This is a genomic window from Streptomyces sp. NBC_01433 (assembly GCF_026340105.1).
GTDB lineage: Bacteria > Actinomycetota > Actinomycetes > Streptomycetales > Streptomycetaceae > Streptomyces.
Genome location: NZ_JAPEPM010000004.1, coordinates 1 through 14,759, shown reverse-complemented (window position 1 = coordinate 14,759; position 14,759 = coordinate 1). Strand labels below are relative to the sequence as shown.

The following is a 14,759-nucleotide window of genomic DNA, read 5'->3' as shown; positions in this document are numbered from 1 at the left end:
TTCCGGTGACGGACAGGACCACGTTGCCCGACGGCTCCCCGCCGGGCCCGAGCGGAAAGCCTCCCTTGATCCACCACACCCCGGAAGCTGTCCAAGCGGAGATACAGGAGCGTCTGCGCAAGGCCGAGAACCAGCGCCTAGTCAGAGCTGCGTCCGCAGAGCACCGCCGTCGGCGCCGCGCCGCGCGCGCGGTACGCCCCAGCCGCCTGCGCCGCGCAGTCAGGACCCTGCGGCGGGCGGCCGCCGGGAGCCTTCGCGTCCGGGACAGCAAGCAGGCCTGACCCCGGCGACGGCGTACGACGCGCGCCCGGTGCCCGCCGCCGAGCCCAACACCCCCCACTGCCGGGGCCTCTACCCGCCGCCCTCTGTTCCGGCCTCGCACCACGGGAGGGGCCACCAGAACGCAGCCCGCAGAGCGGGACAGCACCCGCGGCCCCAGCCAGCCGGCCGTCCCAGCCGTGCAGGGTGACAAGGACCGCATCACCAGCGGCGTACTGCCGCGCCCGACCCTTCGGAGACAGCCATTTCCGCCACACGCAAGACCCTCGCCGTCGCTGCCGCCGTCCTGGCGGGCGCCGTCGCCTGCGGCACAGCAGAGAATCTCACCGCCGCGCAGAAGCTCGACAAGGCCGTCGACAAGCTGGGCCAGCAGACCTCCCTCTCGTTCGAGCTCGGGCTGAACACCGACGCCGCCACCCTGAAGACGCTGGATTCCGAGGCCGCGCCGGGCGAAGAGATGCCCGAGCAGGTCGCCGAGCTCCTCGCCGGCGCCCGCATAGCCGTTTCCGTGCAGTCGAAGAAGCCGCTCCAGGACTCCTCCGAGACCGACATCACCGGCATGGCGATGAAGGTCTCCGGCCCGGACGGTGACCTGCTGGAGTACCGACAGGTCGGCGACTGGGCCTACCTGCGAGCCGGTGTGAAGTCGCTGGAGAAGGCATCCGGCAGCCAGCTCCCCTCCGCCGCGGACCTGCCCCCCGCCGCGACCGACCTCAAGCAGGTCTTGGGCGGCGGCTGGGTCAAGATGCCGGCCGACAGCCTCACCAAGAACCCCTCCGGCAAGGAGACTTCCTCTGCGGACCCCGGTGACCGCGCCCGGCAGAAGGTGGTCATCAAGGGGCTGCAGCAGCTGGTTGGCCGCGAGGTCCAGCTCAAGGACACCGGAACCAAGGACGGCGCCGACCACATCACCGCCACGGCCCCCTTCCGGACTCTGCTCACCGGACTCGTCGACGAACTCCGCCCGCTGGCCGCAGACCTCCCCCAGGGCGCCAGGCTGCCGACCGGAAAGGACCTCAAGGACGCCCCGAACAAGAAGATCACCGCCGACTTCGCCATCAGGAACGGCGCCCTCAACGAGATGTCGGTGAACCTCGCCCCGCTGGCGGACACCAAGGACGACAAGTTCGCCCTCGTGCTGCGCCTCGGCAAGGGCGACCAGGCCGCTGCTCCCGGTCAGGCCACCCAGATCGACCCGGACGCCCTGGCCCAGCAGCTCTTCGGCGGTCCCGCGATCCCGGGCCAGAAGGAGCCGGCCCTCTGACCGGCAGTGCCTCTCAGCGCAACAGGCGGACCAACGTGCCGAGACCGGCCGACGGCAGGACTCGCCCGGTGATGGTGGCGGCCGTGAGCACCACGCCCGCGGTGGCCACCGCCGGTCATCGAGCCGACTTGTGGCAGCGTCGGTAGTACGTGCACTGCTCAGGCGTGAGCCGGCGGACCGCGAACCCGCCGCACGAGGCACACCAGCGCTCGCCGGAGCGGTCCTTGAACAGGATCTGCTCCCAGAGCTCGGCCACGGTGTCGAATCCCGGCCCGAACTGCGGCTCAGCCACGGGCAGCAGGGGCAGGAACTCGGCGAGCGTGAGGATCTCGTGCTGGGCGTCCACTTCCGGCGCCCAGGAACAGCCGACGCCATGGGACATGCCTTTGTAGTAGCCGTGCGGGTTGCTCGCGTAAACCTGGACATCGCCGAGCGGGCCCAGCGCCGCCCCGTCCTGGAAGGGCGACAGGTCAACACGGTCATCAGACCCAGGGTGCGAACGGCTCCCGGCGAGGAGCGCCCCGGGATCACGTGAGCGGAGCTCGGCCGGCAGCGTACGGAGGTCGGTGGCGGGGGTGAGCGACAGCCAGTCCACGACCGGCCACTCCTCCCCGGCGGCCGCGTCCAGTCCGGCGCTGAGGCAGGGCCCGCGACGGCAGACACATCCGGTGCCTGCCTCGGCATCGCGGGCGGGAGCGAATGCGGGCCACCGGGGGTCTGCTTGAGGTTCGGGGCGGGGGCGGAAGGGGGCGCCCAGGTTGCCGATCACCACCAACTGCTCCGGGGAGCGGTCATCGGAGTCTGTGGCGAAGGTGTGGACCCTGATACCGAGTTGCCGTGCTGCGGCCCGTGCTGCGGAGCGGACCTTCTCGGCTCCGCCGAACTCGTTCACCTCGGGCTGGCCGACGGTCACCGACCAGGGGGCGTCCTGGGGCATGCCCCGTGCGGCGGCGTGCTCCTTGGCTTGGTGCATACGGGTGTTGAGAACCGACACCACGTCCCGCCGGGCCCGGGCGGGGGAACGCGCAGACAGGCGGGCGGCCTCCGCCTGTCCTGTAGTGATCAGTCCCGCCGCCCGGGCGATGCAGATCTGTGCCTCGGGCCGCGAGCCGAACGTGCCCCGCAGGTGTGCGCCCCCAGGCAGTTCCACGGTGAACCCTTCTCCGGTCTGCCGCACCGTGTACGTGCCCGCCGTCGTCTCAGCCGTCCACTGACCGGCTCTCGTCCTCACCAGCGGCACCGCGGCCAGCGCCGCCTCCAGCGGAGTCGGCGCACCGTGCTCCTCGTCGCAGTGCTCTTCGAACGTGCGGCGGGCAAGGGGCTCGAAGCGGTGGGCGCCGTCCAGCTCGCCGCACAGGGGGCACCGCACCGTGAGGCCGTCCTGCGTCGGGCGGAGCGTCGGCTTCAGGTCCCGTGGGGCGATCCGGTTCACGGACCGATGCTAGGTGTTCTCCGCCGGCCCTGTTGCCGGGGCACTCCTCGGTCATGCCGTGCCCGGGCCGGACTTTCATAGTTGTGACGCACATCACTGGGCTGCTGCCAAGATTTATTGTCGGAACTGTCCTCTGCCGGGCCTGGAGAGTAAGAGGTTCACTCAATTTGGTGCTGGAGGACTTGATGATCCCGTCAAAGACGCTTCTTCCGACGATCACTCCGCCGGGGAGGTACGGGCAGCTCGTGGAACTGATCACGGCTGCGGCTGAACTCGGTGAGGCGGAAGCGGAACGGCTCGCCGACGACCTGCTGGCCGGGCTGGGCCTGTACGGACCCACCCCTGAACTGGTTGACGAACTGTGCTCGGCGATGTTCTTCGACGCTGATCCGGACAGCGGCGGATGGGTCCAGTGCGGCGAATCACCGGGGCATGTCCTGCGCGGCGAGGTGCTGCACCGGGGCTTGTGGGGCGAGGGCCGCTGGAGCGACGACCACCGACAGGCCGTACCTGCCGAGGACAACGAGGCCTGACGCTGCCGCGCCCCCGAGCAGGCGGGCCGATGGCGGGGGCGAAACACCGTAACGCCGGGGGTGGGGTCGAGCGGACGGGCATCGGCGGCGAGGAGCTGCTCGGTGTCCGACCACAGGGCCATGGCCGCGTCAGCGCGGCCCGGGAAGCTAGGCACCCCGGGCCGCGCGCGGGGGAGAGAAGGGCGGCAGGCCAACGCCCCGCCCCACGGTGTCAAGCGGTGCCGCAAAACCGGAGGGCGCCCTACGGCGGTTGTGATGGACTGGCGGTCGAATGAGGCCGAGGGGGAAGTTTCGTGGACCGCTGCATCGTCCTGGTGGACGCCGGATACCTTCTGGGCGCGGCGGCGACGCTGCTCAGGGGCGACGCCGCGCGCTCGCGTCTGTCCGTCGACCACGCAGGGCTGATCCAGCAGATCCGCGAACGCGCGCAGACCGAGACCGAGCAGCCGCTGCTGCGGATCTACTGGTTCGACGGGGCACCGGACCGGGTACCCCAGCCCGAGCACCGGCGCCTGCGGGTGATGCCCCGGGTCACGGTGCGCCTGGGAATGCTCACCCGCGTCGGCGGTCGCGTCCAGCAGAAGGGTGTCGACGCCGCCATACACGCGCAGCTCACCGAGCTCGCGCGGCTCAAGGCGGCAAGCGACATCGTGCTGATCACGGGCGACGGTGACCTCCTGCCCGGAGTGATGAAGGCCAAGGAACACGGTGTGGCCATGCACCTGTGGGCCGTGCAGGCCGCCGACGGGGCCTACAACCAGTCCGAGGACCTAGTCGCCGAAGCGGACGAGCGGCAGCTGCTGGACCGCGCCTGGCTCACCCAGGCCATCACCGCCACCGAGCCGACTCCGCCGGAAGTTCCCGTGCAGGCCGCCCCCGACCCGTCCGCGCCCAGCGCCGCACCCCAGGCCCCCCTCCTGGCACCCGTCCGTGCCCCCACTCCGGGAGACCTGGCACGATCCGCGCCCGCTGTGGCCCTGCGCTGGTCCTCGGATTCCGGTTGGGTCGACCCCGACGACGGAATCCCGCTCCTGGAAAGCCTCACCACCTCCCGGCAGGTATGGGTGGACCGTGAGCAGGACCTCTCAGTGGGCGGCGAGCCCCATGAGGTGGGGAAGATTTTCGCCGCTCGCTGGGTAGAACGGCTCCCGCACGATCAGGCCGCCGACCTCCTGGACAGGCTGGACCAGGCGCATCCTCGGATCCCACGCTCCCTCGACAGCGAACTCCTGCGCTACGCAGCGCGGTTCGGCACCATCGCCAATGACGCACTGGACATCAGCGACGGCCACCGGGTGCAACTGCGCACGGGGTTCTGGAGCGGCATCGAGCAGTCGACCGAAGCACTGTCCACGCCGACGCCCTGAAAGACGGCCTGCCGCAGCAGTTCCGGCGATCATCCCTGATGTCACTCCGCGTCCGGATACAGCCGATCTCACGTGCGGGTACATCGAGAAGAACGACGAGTTCAGCATCAGGGGCAACGAATGGGCCCCCAGCTTTAGTTGACGTATCTCACGAAGGAGCCAGTGATGCCACGCCGCCGCTACCTCGTCGAAGGCGAGCGCATTGTCAAAGAGCTCTACAGGGCGATTCGCCAAGAGGAGTTCCCTCCTGGCACACCGCTGCCGCGCATTGAGGAACTCCGAGCTCGGCACGGGACGGATGAGTCGTCTGCCCGCGCCGCCGTGGAGTGCCTGTTCCAGCAGGGAGTTTTGGCCTTTCCGCTGGAAGGGGACGGATACTACTTCGTCAGGTTCGTGCCCACCCGCCCGTCTCGCTTCCGCCGGCGGGCCCGGCCGGTGCGTGGCTTCCGCCCACTCGTGCACCTGCACCGCCCGGCCTACCAAGAGTGGAACGTCGAGCGGCCTGCCGAAGCCAATTCGCTGTGCGGGATGAGCACCGATTCCGCGGATGGTTCCGGCCGCACCACGGACCCGGCGACAACTACCTGCCCGGCATGCCGGAAGGTGTACGCCGAGGGAGGCAACCTCCTCGGACCACACCGTCTTTGACCAGTTCGGCGCCCTGCGCTCGCTGCACCAGCACTGGCCGGATGTCAAAGGGTCGTACCTGCGCTGCTACAAGCAGGTACCCTCCTGCTGCTCCAAGCAACGAGGCCCCACCAGCCAGACACAGCACCCCGTAGACGGGCCCGGACGTGCCGCTTGTGTTGCAACGACGGGCTCCCACCGGGGTAAAGCATTCTGTCCGGCTCCGCGCGCTGTCGTTGCTGCGCCGTAGGGTGCCCAGCATGAAGGCCGAATCCGCCGTGTTTCCGGAAACCCCGATCTACAGTCGCCTCATTGCCGAACGCGGCGACATACCCGCCCTGGCCCGCGATGAAGCCGACCGCATGGACCGCTTGCAGGAGCAGATCTTCTCCCGTTCGAGCATTCCCGGCCGTCTGCAGGATGCCGGACAGCAGGGCTCCATTTTCGGCACCGCGCCGGCTCCTTCGAGGACCCCGCCGTTCAGCCGACTGGGTAACCGCCCGGCGGCGGACTGAGGTGCCCGGCACGGTGGTGATTCCCCGCCGCTCTGCGCGCTCGCCGTCGTTCCCTGCCCGGATTCGCACGAACGGCCGCACCGCCCGGATCGACGAGATCGGCGCTCGCGGATCTTGAGCTGGTGATGAGCCCGGCCACGATGCGCGGTGCGTGCTCAGGCGAGCCTCGGACGGTGAGCTGATCGGCCAGGCTCATCGTCGCGGCTGCGCCCCGGGGCTTACGTTGTCGCGTCCCGCTGCGCCCTCTTGTCCCTGAGCCACTTGCGCAGGCTGACCCCCGCCGGACGCTCGCTCTCCCACCGGACCTCGTCTGCGGCCTGCTCCGCCTGGGCCACCGCGCGCGGTGGCCCAGGCGGGCGTACACGAGGGCATGGCCACGGTCGAGAGGATGGCGGCGGCGAACCGCGGATCGTGCTGGTCTGCGACCGCCACGGCGAACGCGGCAGGGAACACCATCTCCGCCCGGGAGTTGATCATCTCCCACTCGACGTGCCCGATCCCGTCCACCGCGACCTTCCGGGGGACGAGAAGGGGCGCGTGGGCGCGGACCTCCCGGTACAGGACGGGGCTGTCCGGGGAGGTCCGGTCGAGGTGGTCCTCATGGCCGGTATGCCCCGGCGAGCGCGGCCAGGGTCTGGTCGAGGAAACTGGGCGAGCTGGGCGGGGCGGTCTCTTCGGGCACGGGGCGGCCTTCCTGGGCTGCGAGGGGACGGGGTATGCGTCCAGGCCCGCACGGTGGGCGGTGCGGTTCACCCTGGTGACGCCACCCCCGCGCACGCGGGGCAGAAGGCCGGAACTGCCCGGCTGCCACCAGGATGACAGATGCGCTCCGCGCAGGACGGCCCCACGTCCTGTCCGTCGAGCAAAGATCGGTGTGCACCGATCCGACCCCGCCGGACAGCGGCGGGTCCACCCCGCCGCCGTCCAGCCCGCCCGGCGCCAACGGCGGCGGAACGAGCGGCGGCATGCTCGGCGGAACCGGCTGACCCGACCGACACTCCGGCACCCCGGACGGCCCACTCGCCGCCCGGGGTGCCGCACGTTGTCAGTGCCGGGTGCGACCGTGAACGGCATGACCGCCACCGTCGAGACCGGACCGGACAGCCTGATCACCGCGCTGCGCCTGCCCGTGTGGAACGCGCTCGCCGACCGGGCTGACGCGCTGCGCCGCACCCTGCCCGCCCGGCCGGACGACGCCTTGGAACGGTGGGAGTGGTGGCACGGCATGACCAGCGAGCAGCAGCGCCGCGCGGCCCTCCTGGAGCACCTGGAAGCCCTGTGCGGGCACATCGCCGGGCGGCCTGCCCTCGGGTACGCCCCGGATGACCCGCTGCCGCTCGCCGCGCTGGAGGAGGCGGACGGCTTCACCAACGGCCACGTCGCCGACCTGATGACCACCTACCGGGCCGCGCGTATCGGCTGACCGAATCACGCGGCGGCCACCAGAGCGGCGAGCAGCAGCGCCGTGACGTGCGCCGTCTGATCCACGAGCGGCGCCCCGCCCTTCTGGAAGAAGTCCGTGCTGCCCGTGTGCTCCATCCACCACTGAACCGGCCAACGCCGGTCCACGAATCCGTGTGACAGGCCCACCCAGGCGAGCACGCCACCTGCGACGGGCAGCGTCAGCGGCAGGTCGAGCAGGACCGCCCCGGCGCCGAGCGCGACCGCCGACGCGACGACGTGCGTCCCGGCGTGGGACAGCAGGGCCCGCCAGCCGGCCGCGCTCCGCAGCGCCTTGTGCTCAGCTTGCGTGTCCGTTTGAAGTGCGTAGTCGGATACCAAATGTGCTGCGTACAACAGGATGAACAGGGTTGCGAACATGACGAGTTGACCTCCTGGTCGGGTGGAGACAGGCGAAGGGCCCGTGCGCCGGGCTTCTCGGCCCTGGGCGCGCGGGCCCGTGGTTGTTCGCGGTGGATCACGAAGAGCGCGTTCGACAGAGCTACTTCGCGTTTCCGGGACAGGAGTGACGGATGGGGTGGAAAACGGGGGAAAGCGGTGCGGGAGGGCGTCGTAGTCGCTACGGTGCAGCCCGAACGACACCCGGAGGAGAGCGCTTGAAGGGCGACAGGCACCCCAAGTCGGACATCGAGGCGGCGTTAAGGAAGGCCGAGGCCGCTGGTCTGAAGGTGAAGCGAGACCAAAATGGCCACAGGTGGGGTTACGTCATCTGCTGTCCGTGCAATGACGATTTGAAAGTCTGGTGTACTCCCAAGAACACCGGCACAGAAGCGAGGAAGGTCAATGAGTTCACCCGCCGACACAACAGTTGCAAGTGACCCCGAGTGGACGTTCGTGCTCTTCCCCGAGGAGCAGCCGACTGAGGAGCAGTCCGACGCGTTCGACCGCTGCGACGATCTCGCCAGTGGCGAGATCGGGTGGGAGACCAGAGGCGGCAGGGAGAACGTGATCTTCCCCTGCACGGTGGAGGCGCCGCACCTGGAGGACGCCGTGGCGTGGGCCGCTGACCGTCTGAAGAAGGTCGGCATCAGCGTCACGCAGGCTCACATGCAGATCCCGCTCATCGGCGGCGAGTCCGAGTAGGCCTCCGGTTGGCCGGGCCGCTGCCGTCCAGCCAACCCAGACCCTCGTGCACCTCACCCTACGACGAACGCCTCGCCCCTACAGCAGAGGCGAGTTCTTCCTGATCCTCCTGTGGCGCGCCTTGGCCGCGGACACAATGACGGCATGGACCTCATCGCCAAGGTGGCCTGCCGCCGGTGCCCCACGACCACCGAGCTCACCGTCCGCTCGGCCGAGCAAGCCGAACAGCGGCTGGAGACGGCCGGCTGGACCGAGGGCTCAGACGACGACGGCCATCTGTGCCCGGCCTGCTCGAAGCCGCCCGCCCGACGCCCCGGTCCGTACGTGCCGGACCCGTCGAGCCACGGGTGGAGCGCATGGAAGATCATGCCGGTGCTGCGGGCCGGCGGGTTCGCCCACGAACCCGGCGGCACCATCTGGCGATCGGGCCCCGACTTCTGCTGGGAGGAGTCGGTGTGGCGGGATGACGACGAGTGGGTCGACGGCGCCGAGTTGTGCGTCCGCGTCCACTACGCGGTGGGCCAGGCGAAGAGGGAAGGCAGCGCCGGGACGTACACGGCCGCGGACCGTGCGCACCACCGTGCGGGCCTGGACCGTCTCACCCGCTACCTCGCCGACCAGAGGTACAGCGTCATCGAGGACGCGCGCGGCGGCGAGACGACGCATCTGATCGTCTACCGGCTGGCCGGAGGCGAGAGCGACATGGGCGCAGCGACCCATGTCTGAGGGCGACTTCCCCCGCCCGTTGTGATCTCTGCCGCTGCGGGGAGGACATGCGGGTCAGTCGAACTCCATACTCCGGCGCCGTCCCCTTCCGCCGCGTCCTGTCGCCACTCCTGCCCCAGCAGCCTCAAATTCGCATTCTTGTGGACTCTTTGGCGCAGTTCTTCTTCTGCCCGGTATAGGGCGGGCCGGTCAGGCCCGGTCGACTGACACGAAGGAGAAGGCGATGGCCGAGACGAGTACGGACTGCGCGATGGACGCGGAGACGATCATGGTGGGGGTGGCGCGGCGGCCGGGCACCGAGCCGCCGTGCGCCGATGGGTACGACGTGCAGCGGCGCGGGCGCCGGGTGTGCGCGGCCGTCGTCGACGGCGCGGGCCACGACGAAGCGGTCGTCCGCTACGCCCAGGTGACGCCGCCGGTGATCACCCACATCGGCATGGTCATGGGCGGGCTGGCCGCGCTGACCACCGCCGGGCAGATGGCCCACGCCTACGACGTCCCGCCGCATGCCTCCGCTGTCTATGCCCGCATGGAGCCGGGCCAGCCCACCGCGATCCACTGGATCGGTGACTGCCGCGCCTACGGCTGGGACGGCAACGTGCTCACCCAGTGGAGCACCGACCAGACCATGGGCGAGTACCTGCGCCGCAACGGTGCGGCCGTGGAGCTCGCGGAGCACCACGACAACTGGTCGCGGACCGGTCTCGCTCAGGCGGGAGCGGCCATGTGCCGCGAGGCGCAGATTCCGGAACACGTCCGCCTGGTCCTGATCGTGACCGACGGTGTCTCGGACCAGGTGGGCCATGCACGGATGGAGGCGCTGTGCCGCACGCACGCGGCGGATCCACAGGCCCTGGCCGACGCCCTGGCCGCCGCCACGGAAACCGACGAAGAGGGCTACCGCGACGATGCCACGGTCATCGCCATGGCGGCCGCGCCGGTCTCGCCCGGCCCGGGCAGTCACGGGGTCTGATCGGGCTCCGTGGCAACGAGGAAGTCCTCCAGCGCCGCGACGTCCAGCAGGTCGATCCAGGCCATGTGGTCGGGCAGGGGACCCGTGTCGGCGGCCAGCAGGTCGGCCGTCTCACCGCTGACGGCGAACACCGCGCGTATCGCTGCCTCGTGGCGTCGGCGTAGCGGGAGTTCGCCGGGCCCGGCCTGAGAGAGCCCGGCCAGATAGGCGCGGGCAGGCGGGGTGAGGATCACGGCGTGGGAGCGCAGGAAGTCCTCGAACGCGCCGTCGGCCGGGTCGGCGGTGTTGGCCGGGTCGCCGAGCTCGGGGCAGGGCAGGGAGCAGTCGTCGAGGAGGATCGCGACCAGGCCGTGTTCCTTGTTCTCGTCCTGGTGCGGCACCACCCGCCACCCGGTCGCGGACCTCAGGTGGTTCGCCTCGGTGCGGTACTCGGCGCAGACCGCCTCCAGCAGCGACCGCAGTCCCAGCACCAGGGCGGCGGGGTCGCTCATGGCCAGCGTGTCGGGCTGCCGGGGCACCAGCAGGCGGTAGCGCAGTAGTTGGCGCACGGTTTGTGCCTTCGCGGCGTAGGCGGCGAGGGTCTGCTCCGCGCCGAACCGCGCCGCGGCCGGACTCACCTCGGTACTTCGAACGTCGGTGTGGAATGCGCCATTGGCAGAACGCCAGCCCACGCTCCACCGCCAGCACTCGCGGGAGGCGGCTCTCTCGGTGGAGCCCCAGACCGGATCGTCCCACGAGGTGAAGGGGTGTGGGTCGACGGGTTCAGCGGCCACCCGGGCCTCCAGGGGATGGGGTGCGCCGGGCACCGGCATCCGTGCGGTGAGCCGGCCGCCGCCTGCCTGCCAGTCCAGGGGGGCGGGCGGAAGCGCGGAGACGCGCAGCAGAGCGTCGCCGAGTCCGGCGAGACGGACCAGGAGGGCCTTGCGGACTGCGCCGGTCTGCTCGGGGTCCCAGTCGTGCGGGGCCACGTGGTCGAACATCCGGAGCAGTTCGGCTTCCCGGGCGCGACGGCTTCGTGGCGGGGTCGCGGCATCGGGCAGTGGATCATCGTCGTCCGCCCAGCCCCGGGCGAGGACGGGTTCCTGGTAGGCCAGGCAGACTTCGCCGCGGGTGAGGGCCATCCCTTCGGCGGCATCGTGCAGTTCGGCCGCCGACAGGCCGGTGACCAGCGCGGCCAGGTCATCGACGAGGGTGGCGGCCTGCCACGGTGTCGGCGGCAGCGTGATCGGCAGGGCCGGCCACTTCTCGGCCGTGTCCTGGAGGTCATGGACGTAGAAACGGACATCGAGCGGCACCTGGTCCAGCGCGGTGAACGTCCGGTCCACCAGCTGCGCCGCGAGGCCGGGGCCAGGCACCGGGCGGCTGCGGAACGCGCACACCGCGGTCACCAGCTCCGTGGGGGGAACCCCGAACGCGGTGGCGGCCAGCCCGGTCCGGGACATGGGTACGTGCTGGGTCATCGCCGAAAGACTCCTATCGGTCAAGGGGGCAGCACGGTTGCCACGCCGCGGCGGCCCGGGGCGTGTCGTCGTCAGGGCTGTTCTGCGGGCGGCTCGGGAGCGGGGTGTCCGAGCCGGTCGGGTGCGGGTTCGGGCAGGGGCCAGTGGCGGCGGTCCCGCTTGCCTTCGACCGTGTCGAGGAGGGTGTCCTCGGACATCTGCAGAGCGGGGGCGCAGCGGATGAGCTGGGACGGGGAGGCGGGGGCCCCGGCGAGCCAAGCGGCGATCATGGGTTCGGGCAGGATCGCCGCCTGGGCGAGCCGGAGCGAGCCCAGGCCCAGGTGCGTCATGCGATGGTGCAGGGTTCCGGCGGTCGTCATGTCGCGGGAGAGGATCGTGAGCCGTTCCTCGAGCGTGCCGGCCAGGCCGGGGTCGAGCGGTGCGGGAGGCGTGGTGCCGCGCAGATACGCGCCGGGCTGGCGGTGGTAGTTGGCCAGGGCGTAGTTGGCGCAGTCCAGAAGTAGCTCGCAGGCCCAGCCGCGGGCCTGGCGGTCATTGCGGTCGGCACCCAGTCGCCAGGTGCTGTTCAGCCCGCGCAGGCAGAAGTCGCGATCGACCAGCAGCAGGCCGGCGTGGACGGCGCTGGCGCGGGGGTTGAGCGGCCAGATGCCACGCGGCGCGAGGGAGGGTGTGGAGAAGAACAGGGTGAGCAGACGTTCCAGGGTGACGCCCATATGGATTGCGGTCGGCTCGTCGAAGAACCGACGCTGGGCCAGGCCGACGAAGGTCTCGAACTCCTCACGCAGTCCGCCGGGAAGCTCGGTCGCCGGGACCTTGCCTGCCGCTGTTTCCTGATCGCCGACCAGTGCCGGGGTGCTCGCGAAGAACGCGGCCGGATCGGCGCCGGCCAGCCGGTCGAGCAACCAGGGCTCCAACGCGCGCGGTCGGCGAGGCCGAGTGTTGCCGAACGGGGCGAACCAGGCACGGGGCCGCAGGTCCCCGATGCCGAGCTGCAGGTTCGCGGGATGCTCCGGATCGGTCACGACCTCGCTCAGATCGCTGTCGTAGTGCATCAGCACGTCGAAGTCCTGGAGGTAGTACTCCAGCACCAGATCGAAGGCGCGGTGCCTGGCGCTGATCCGGTCCCCGGCGGGCAGGCCCAACTCCTCTGCGTAGTCCTCGTCATCGAGGAGATCCACGAGCTCCTTCGCCTGCCCGACGATCAGATGCAGCGCGAGCTCCTCGGCGGTGCAGCTGGCGTTCGGGGCCCGCCCTGCCCGCAGGTCGTCCGCCAGGTTCTCCACCGCCCCGACCATCGCGAGCCGCCACGCCGCGCCCTGGCCGTCGCACAGCGGCGGCAGACTCCCCAGAAAGGAGTCGTCGCCGAGCCACAGCTCCTCGTCCTCATCCTCGGGGCGCTCGAAGACCCGGTCGCCGTAGTGGAACAGGTCGTGCCAGCCTGCATCGGCCACCTGGTCGGCGGCGGCGGCCAGCAGCCGGGCCGCCAGCGGAGTGAGCACCCCATCCCTGTCGTCACCGAAATACCCCCGCCCGTCCTCAGCCGCGTCCTGCTCGTCCTCGTCCAGCGCCCCGCTGCCCGAACGGTGGACGCTGTCCAGGTGCAGCAGCACGGCGGCCCGCTCACCCGTCAGCGGATCCGGGGCAACCAGTGCCCCGCCGTCCAGGTGCCGCTGCGCCCAGTCGGGGTGGCCGCGCTCAACGTCGCGGGGCCGGATGAAGCTGTAGGGGGAGAACCAGTAGCGAGGGGCGTCCCAGCCTTCTGCCGGCTCCTCAGGAACATCGCCGTCGTCCGCGTCCTCCTGGGGGCCGACGGCGGGTTGCGCCTCGGGGATGCTGTACTTCGCTCCTTCAACGATCAGCTGCCACGCCTCCTCCCAGTACGGTGGCTGGTAGCCGGACTCGTCGGGATGGTCAGGGACGGCGACGCCCAGCGCGTGCAGTTCCTCGTCGGTGGCGGCGAACATCGCGGGCGCGGCCTCCAGCATGCGACCGAGCGCCCACTCCTCCGCCGCGCATCGCGGCAGCGGCGCGAGGCCAGCGGTGAGATCGTCGGTCAGATCCCACAGCGCCCGCGCCACCGCGGCCCGGAATTCGCGGTCCATCCGGTCGCACGCCTCCGGCAGCAGCGTCAGCACGGTACCCGCCGCGGCAGGGGCATTGCGGGTGAACGGCTCGTCACCGAATTCGGCCGTATCGCGGTAGGCCAGGACCGCCAGCGCACGCCCGGCGGCCATCACGAGGCCCGCCTCGAACGGCGGCAGGATCTCCTCCATGCCACCGCCCGGCACATCGAACAGCTCGGCCTCCTCGGTGAGCTGGCCGAACGGGTCGTCGGAGGCGGACGTCATCAGGTCACTCTCGATCCGGGTCTTCACCGGCGCTGCGTCAAAGTCGTGCTGCGGCCCGTGCTGCGGACACGCCGACCGTGCCCACCGGGCATCGAGCATAGGGCCGCCGCAGCGCAGCGCCTGACCACGTCACTTGCCACCGCAAGCACCATGGTGGATGCCGACCGCTACCCCCGACGACTGCGAAGAGCCGGGGCTCTGGTAGGCCGAGAGCCTGGCTGCGTCCTGTTCGGGCGTCAGCCGCCTGACGGGGTCGACGAGCGGGTTCCGGCGGCGCCGCAATGCCTGGCTCAGCAGGTCGGCCGCGCGGTCGGCGGCAGCGCGGGCCAGGAGCTGGTGGGCGGGATCGCCGAGTTCGGTCCGCGGCTCGGCCGCCGCCGGCTCGGTCGGCGGTGTGGGCAGGGGCGGTAGGGGAGGGGCGGTGTGCCACTGCCGCCGGTAGTAGAGGTTCCGGGCGTCGATGGTGGGCGCCGAGAGCCTCTCGGGCCGGTAGTAGGGCTGTGTGCTGGGATGTTCGGGATCGTCCACGAGGGCGAAGAACACGGTGGGGGCGCACCCGCCCAACAGGAGCAGGGTCAGGGGCTCGTGTTCCAGGCTCCGGGCGTAGCACTCGATGAGGGCGGCGATGTGTTCGCAGACGCTCTTGCGGCTACGGCAGGGGCAGTCGGAGTTGCTGATTTCGTTCAGCGTG

Annotated in this window: 13 protein-coding genes and 1 pseudogene; 9 read left to right on the top strand and 5 right to left on the bottom strand. The window is 70.8% G+C overall.

The genetic code is table 11. The annotated features are described in order from the left end of the window. Positions 1-736: 736 nt before the first annotated feature. A complete protein-coding gene (locus OG413_RS39630; RefSeq protein WP_266814338.1) occupies positions 737-1,543 on the top strand; it encodes a hypothetical protein in 807 nt (268 codons plus the stop codon). Positions 1,544-1,658: 115 nt separating this feature from the next. Here OG413_RS39630 and OG413_RS39625 read toward each other — a convergent pair whose 3' ends face one another. Next, positions 1,659-2,975, bottom strand: a complete 1,317-nt coding sequence (locus tag OG413_RS39625; protein WP_266814335.1) for a hypothetical protein — start codon at positions 2,973-2,975, stop codon at positions 1,659-1,661. A gap of 185 nt (positions 2,976-3,160) precedes the next feature. On the opposite strand from OG413_RS39625, the gene OG413_RS39620 reads away from it, so the two are divergent. From OG413_RS39620 to OG413_RS39600, 5 genes are all read left to right on the top strand, one after another. Then, positions 3,161-3,508, top strand: coding sequence for a hypothetical protein (locus OG413_RS39620; RefSeq protein WP_266814334.1), 348 nt, complete (start codon positions 3,161-3,163; stop codon positions 3,506-3,508). Between the two features lie 293 nt (positions 3,509-3,801). Further along, entirely contained in the window at positions 3,802-4,875 is a 1,074-nt protein-coding gene (locus OG413_RS39615; protein WP_266814333.1) for an NYN domain-containing protein, read from the top strand. A gap of 165 nt (positions 4,876-5,040) precedes the next feature. Next, positions 5,041-5,523: a GntR family transcriptional regulator gene (locus OG413_RS39610; RefSeq protein WP_266814331.1), complete on the top strand. Its 483-nt coding sequence runs from the start codon at positions 5,041-5,043 to the stop codon at positions 5,521-5,523. 257 nt (positions 5,524-5,780) lie between these two features. Then, positions 5,781-6,017 (top strand): hypothetical protein, encoded by a 237-nt coding sequence (locus tag OG413_RS39605; protein WP_266814975.1) that lies wholly within the window; start codon positions 5,781-5,783, stop codon positions 6,015-6,017. A gap of 1,072 nt (positions 6,018-7,089) precedes the next feature. Continuing rightward, entirely contained in the window at positions 7,090-7,440 is a 351-nt protein-coding gene (locus OG413_RS39600) for a hypothetical protein (protein ID WP_266814329.1), read from the top strand. 5 nt (positions 7,441-7,445) lie between these two features. On the opposite strand, the gene OG413_RS39595 is transcribed toward OG413_RS39600, so the two are convergent. After that, complete coding sequence (locus OG413_RS39595; RefSeq protein ID WP_266814328.1) at positions 7,446-7,838, bottom strand: DUF3307 domain-containing protein; 393 nt, start codon at positions 7,836-7,838, stop codon at positions 7,446-7,448. 423 nt (positions 7,839-8,261) lie between these two features. Here OG413_RS39595 and OG413_RS39585 point away from each other — a divergent pair, with 423 nt between their 5' ends. From OG413_RS39585 to OG413_RS39575, 3 genes are all read left to right on the top strand, one after another. Continuing rightward, complete coding sequence (locus OG413_RS39585; RefSeq protein WP_266814326.1) at positions 8,262-8,561, top strand: hypothetical protein; 300 nt, start codon at positions 8,262-8,264, stop codon at positions 8,559-8,561. Positions 8,562-8,705: 144 nt separating this feature from the next. After that, positions 8,706-9,287: a hypothetical protein gene (locus OG413_RS39580; protein WP_266814325.1), complete on the top strand. Its 582-nt coding sequence runs from the start codon at positions 8,706-8,708 to the stop codon at positions 9,285-9,287. Positions 9,288-9,510: 223 nt separating this feature from the next. Next, positions 9,511-10,260: a SpoIIE family protein phosphatase gene (locus tag OG413_RS39575; RefSeq protein WP_266814323.1), complete on the top strand. Its 750-nt coding sequence runs from the start codon at positions 9,511-9,513 to the stop codon at positions 10,258-10,260. On the opposite strand, the gene OG413_RS39570 is transcribed toward OG413_RS39575, so the two are convergent. The 3 genes and pseudogenes from OG413_RS39570 to OG413_RS39560 all read right to left on the bottom strand — a co-directional run. After that, entirely contained in the window at positions 10,248-11,720 is a 1,473-nt protein-coding gene (locus tag OG413_RS39570; RefSeq protein WP_266814321.1) for a hypothetical protein, read from the bottom strand. The genes OG413_RS39575 and OG413_RS39570 overlap by 13 nt on opposite strands. 71 nt (positions 11,721-11,791) lie before the next feature. Continuing rightward, positions 11,792-14,068, bottom strand: a complete 2,277-nt coding sequence (locus tag OG413_RS39565; RefSeq protein WP_266814319.1) for a hypothetical protein — start codon at positions 14,066-14,068, stop codon at positions 11,792-11,794. A gap of 129 nt (positions 14,069-14,197) precedes the next feature. Next, positions 14,198-14,759, bottom strand: a pseudogene (locus OG413_RS39560) (hypothetical protein); the annotation flags it as partial.

Coding starts and splice junctions, on each gene's coding strand:
- OG413_RS39620 (WP_266814334.1), top strand. CDS start 3,161: ATGATCCCGTCAAAGACGCTTCTTCCGACGATCACTCCGCCGGGGAGG.
- OG413_RS39580 (WP_266814325.1), top strand. CDS start 8,706: ATGGACCTCATCGCCAAGGTGGCCTGCCGCCGGTGCCCCACGACCACC.
- OG413_RS39585 (WP_266814326.1), top strand. CDS start 8,262: ATGAGTTCACCCGCCGACACAACAGTTGCAAGTGACCCCGAGTGGACG.
- OG413_RS39610 (WP_266814331.1), top strand. CDS start 5,041: ATGCCACGCCGCCGCTACCTCGTCGAAGGCGAGCGCATTGTCAAAGAG.
- OG413_RS39595 (WP_266814328.1), bottom strand. CDS start 7,838: ATGTTCGCAACCCTGTTCATCCTGTTGTACGCAGCACATTTGGTATCC.
- OG413_RS39570 (WP_266814321.1), bottom strand. CDS start 11,720: ATGACCCAGCACGTACCCATGTCCCGGACCGGGCTGGCCGCCACCGCG.
- OG413_RS39575 (WP_266814323.1), top strand. CDS start 9,511: ATGGCCGAGACGAGTACGGACTGCGCGATGGACGCGGAGACGATCATG.
- OG413_RS39630 (WP_266814338.1), top strand. CDS start 737: ATGCCCGAGCAGGTCGCCGAGCTCCTCGCCGGCGCCCGCATAGCCGTT.
- OG413_RS39565 (WP_266814319.1), bottom strand. CDS start 14,068: ATGACGTCCGCCTCCGACGACCCGTTCGGCCAGCTCACCGAGGAGGCC.
- OG413_RS39600 (WP_266814329.1), top strand. CDS start 7,090: ATGACCGCCACCGTCGAGACCGGACCGGACAGCCTGATCACCGCGCTG.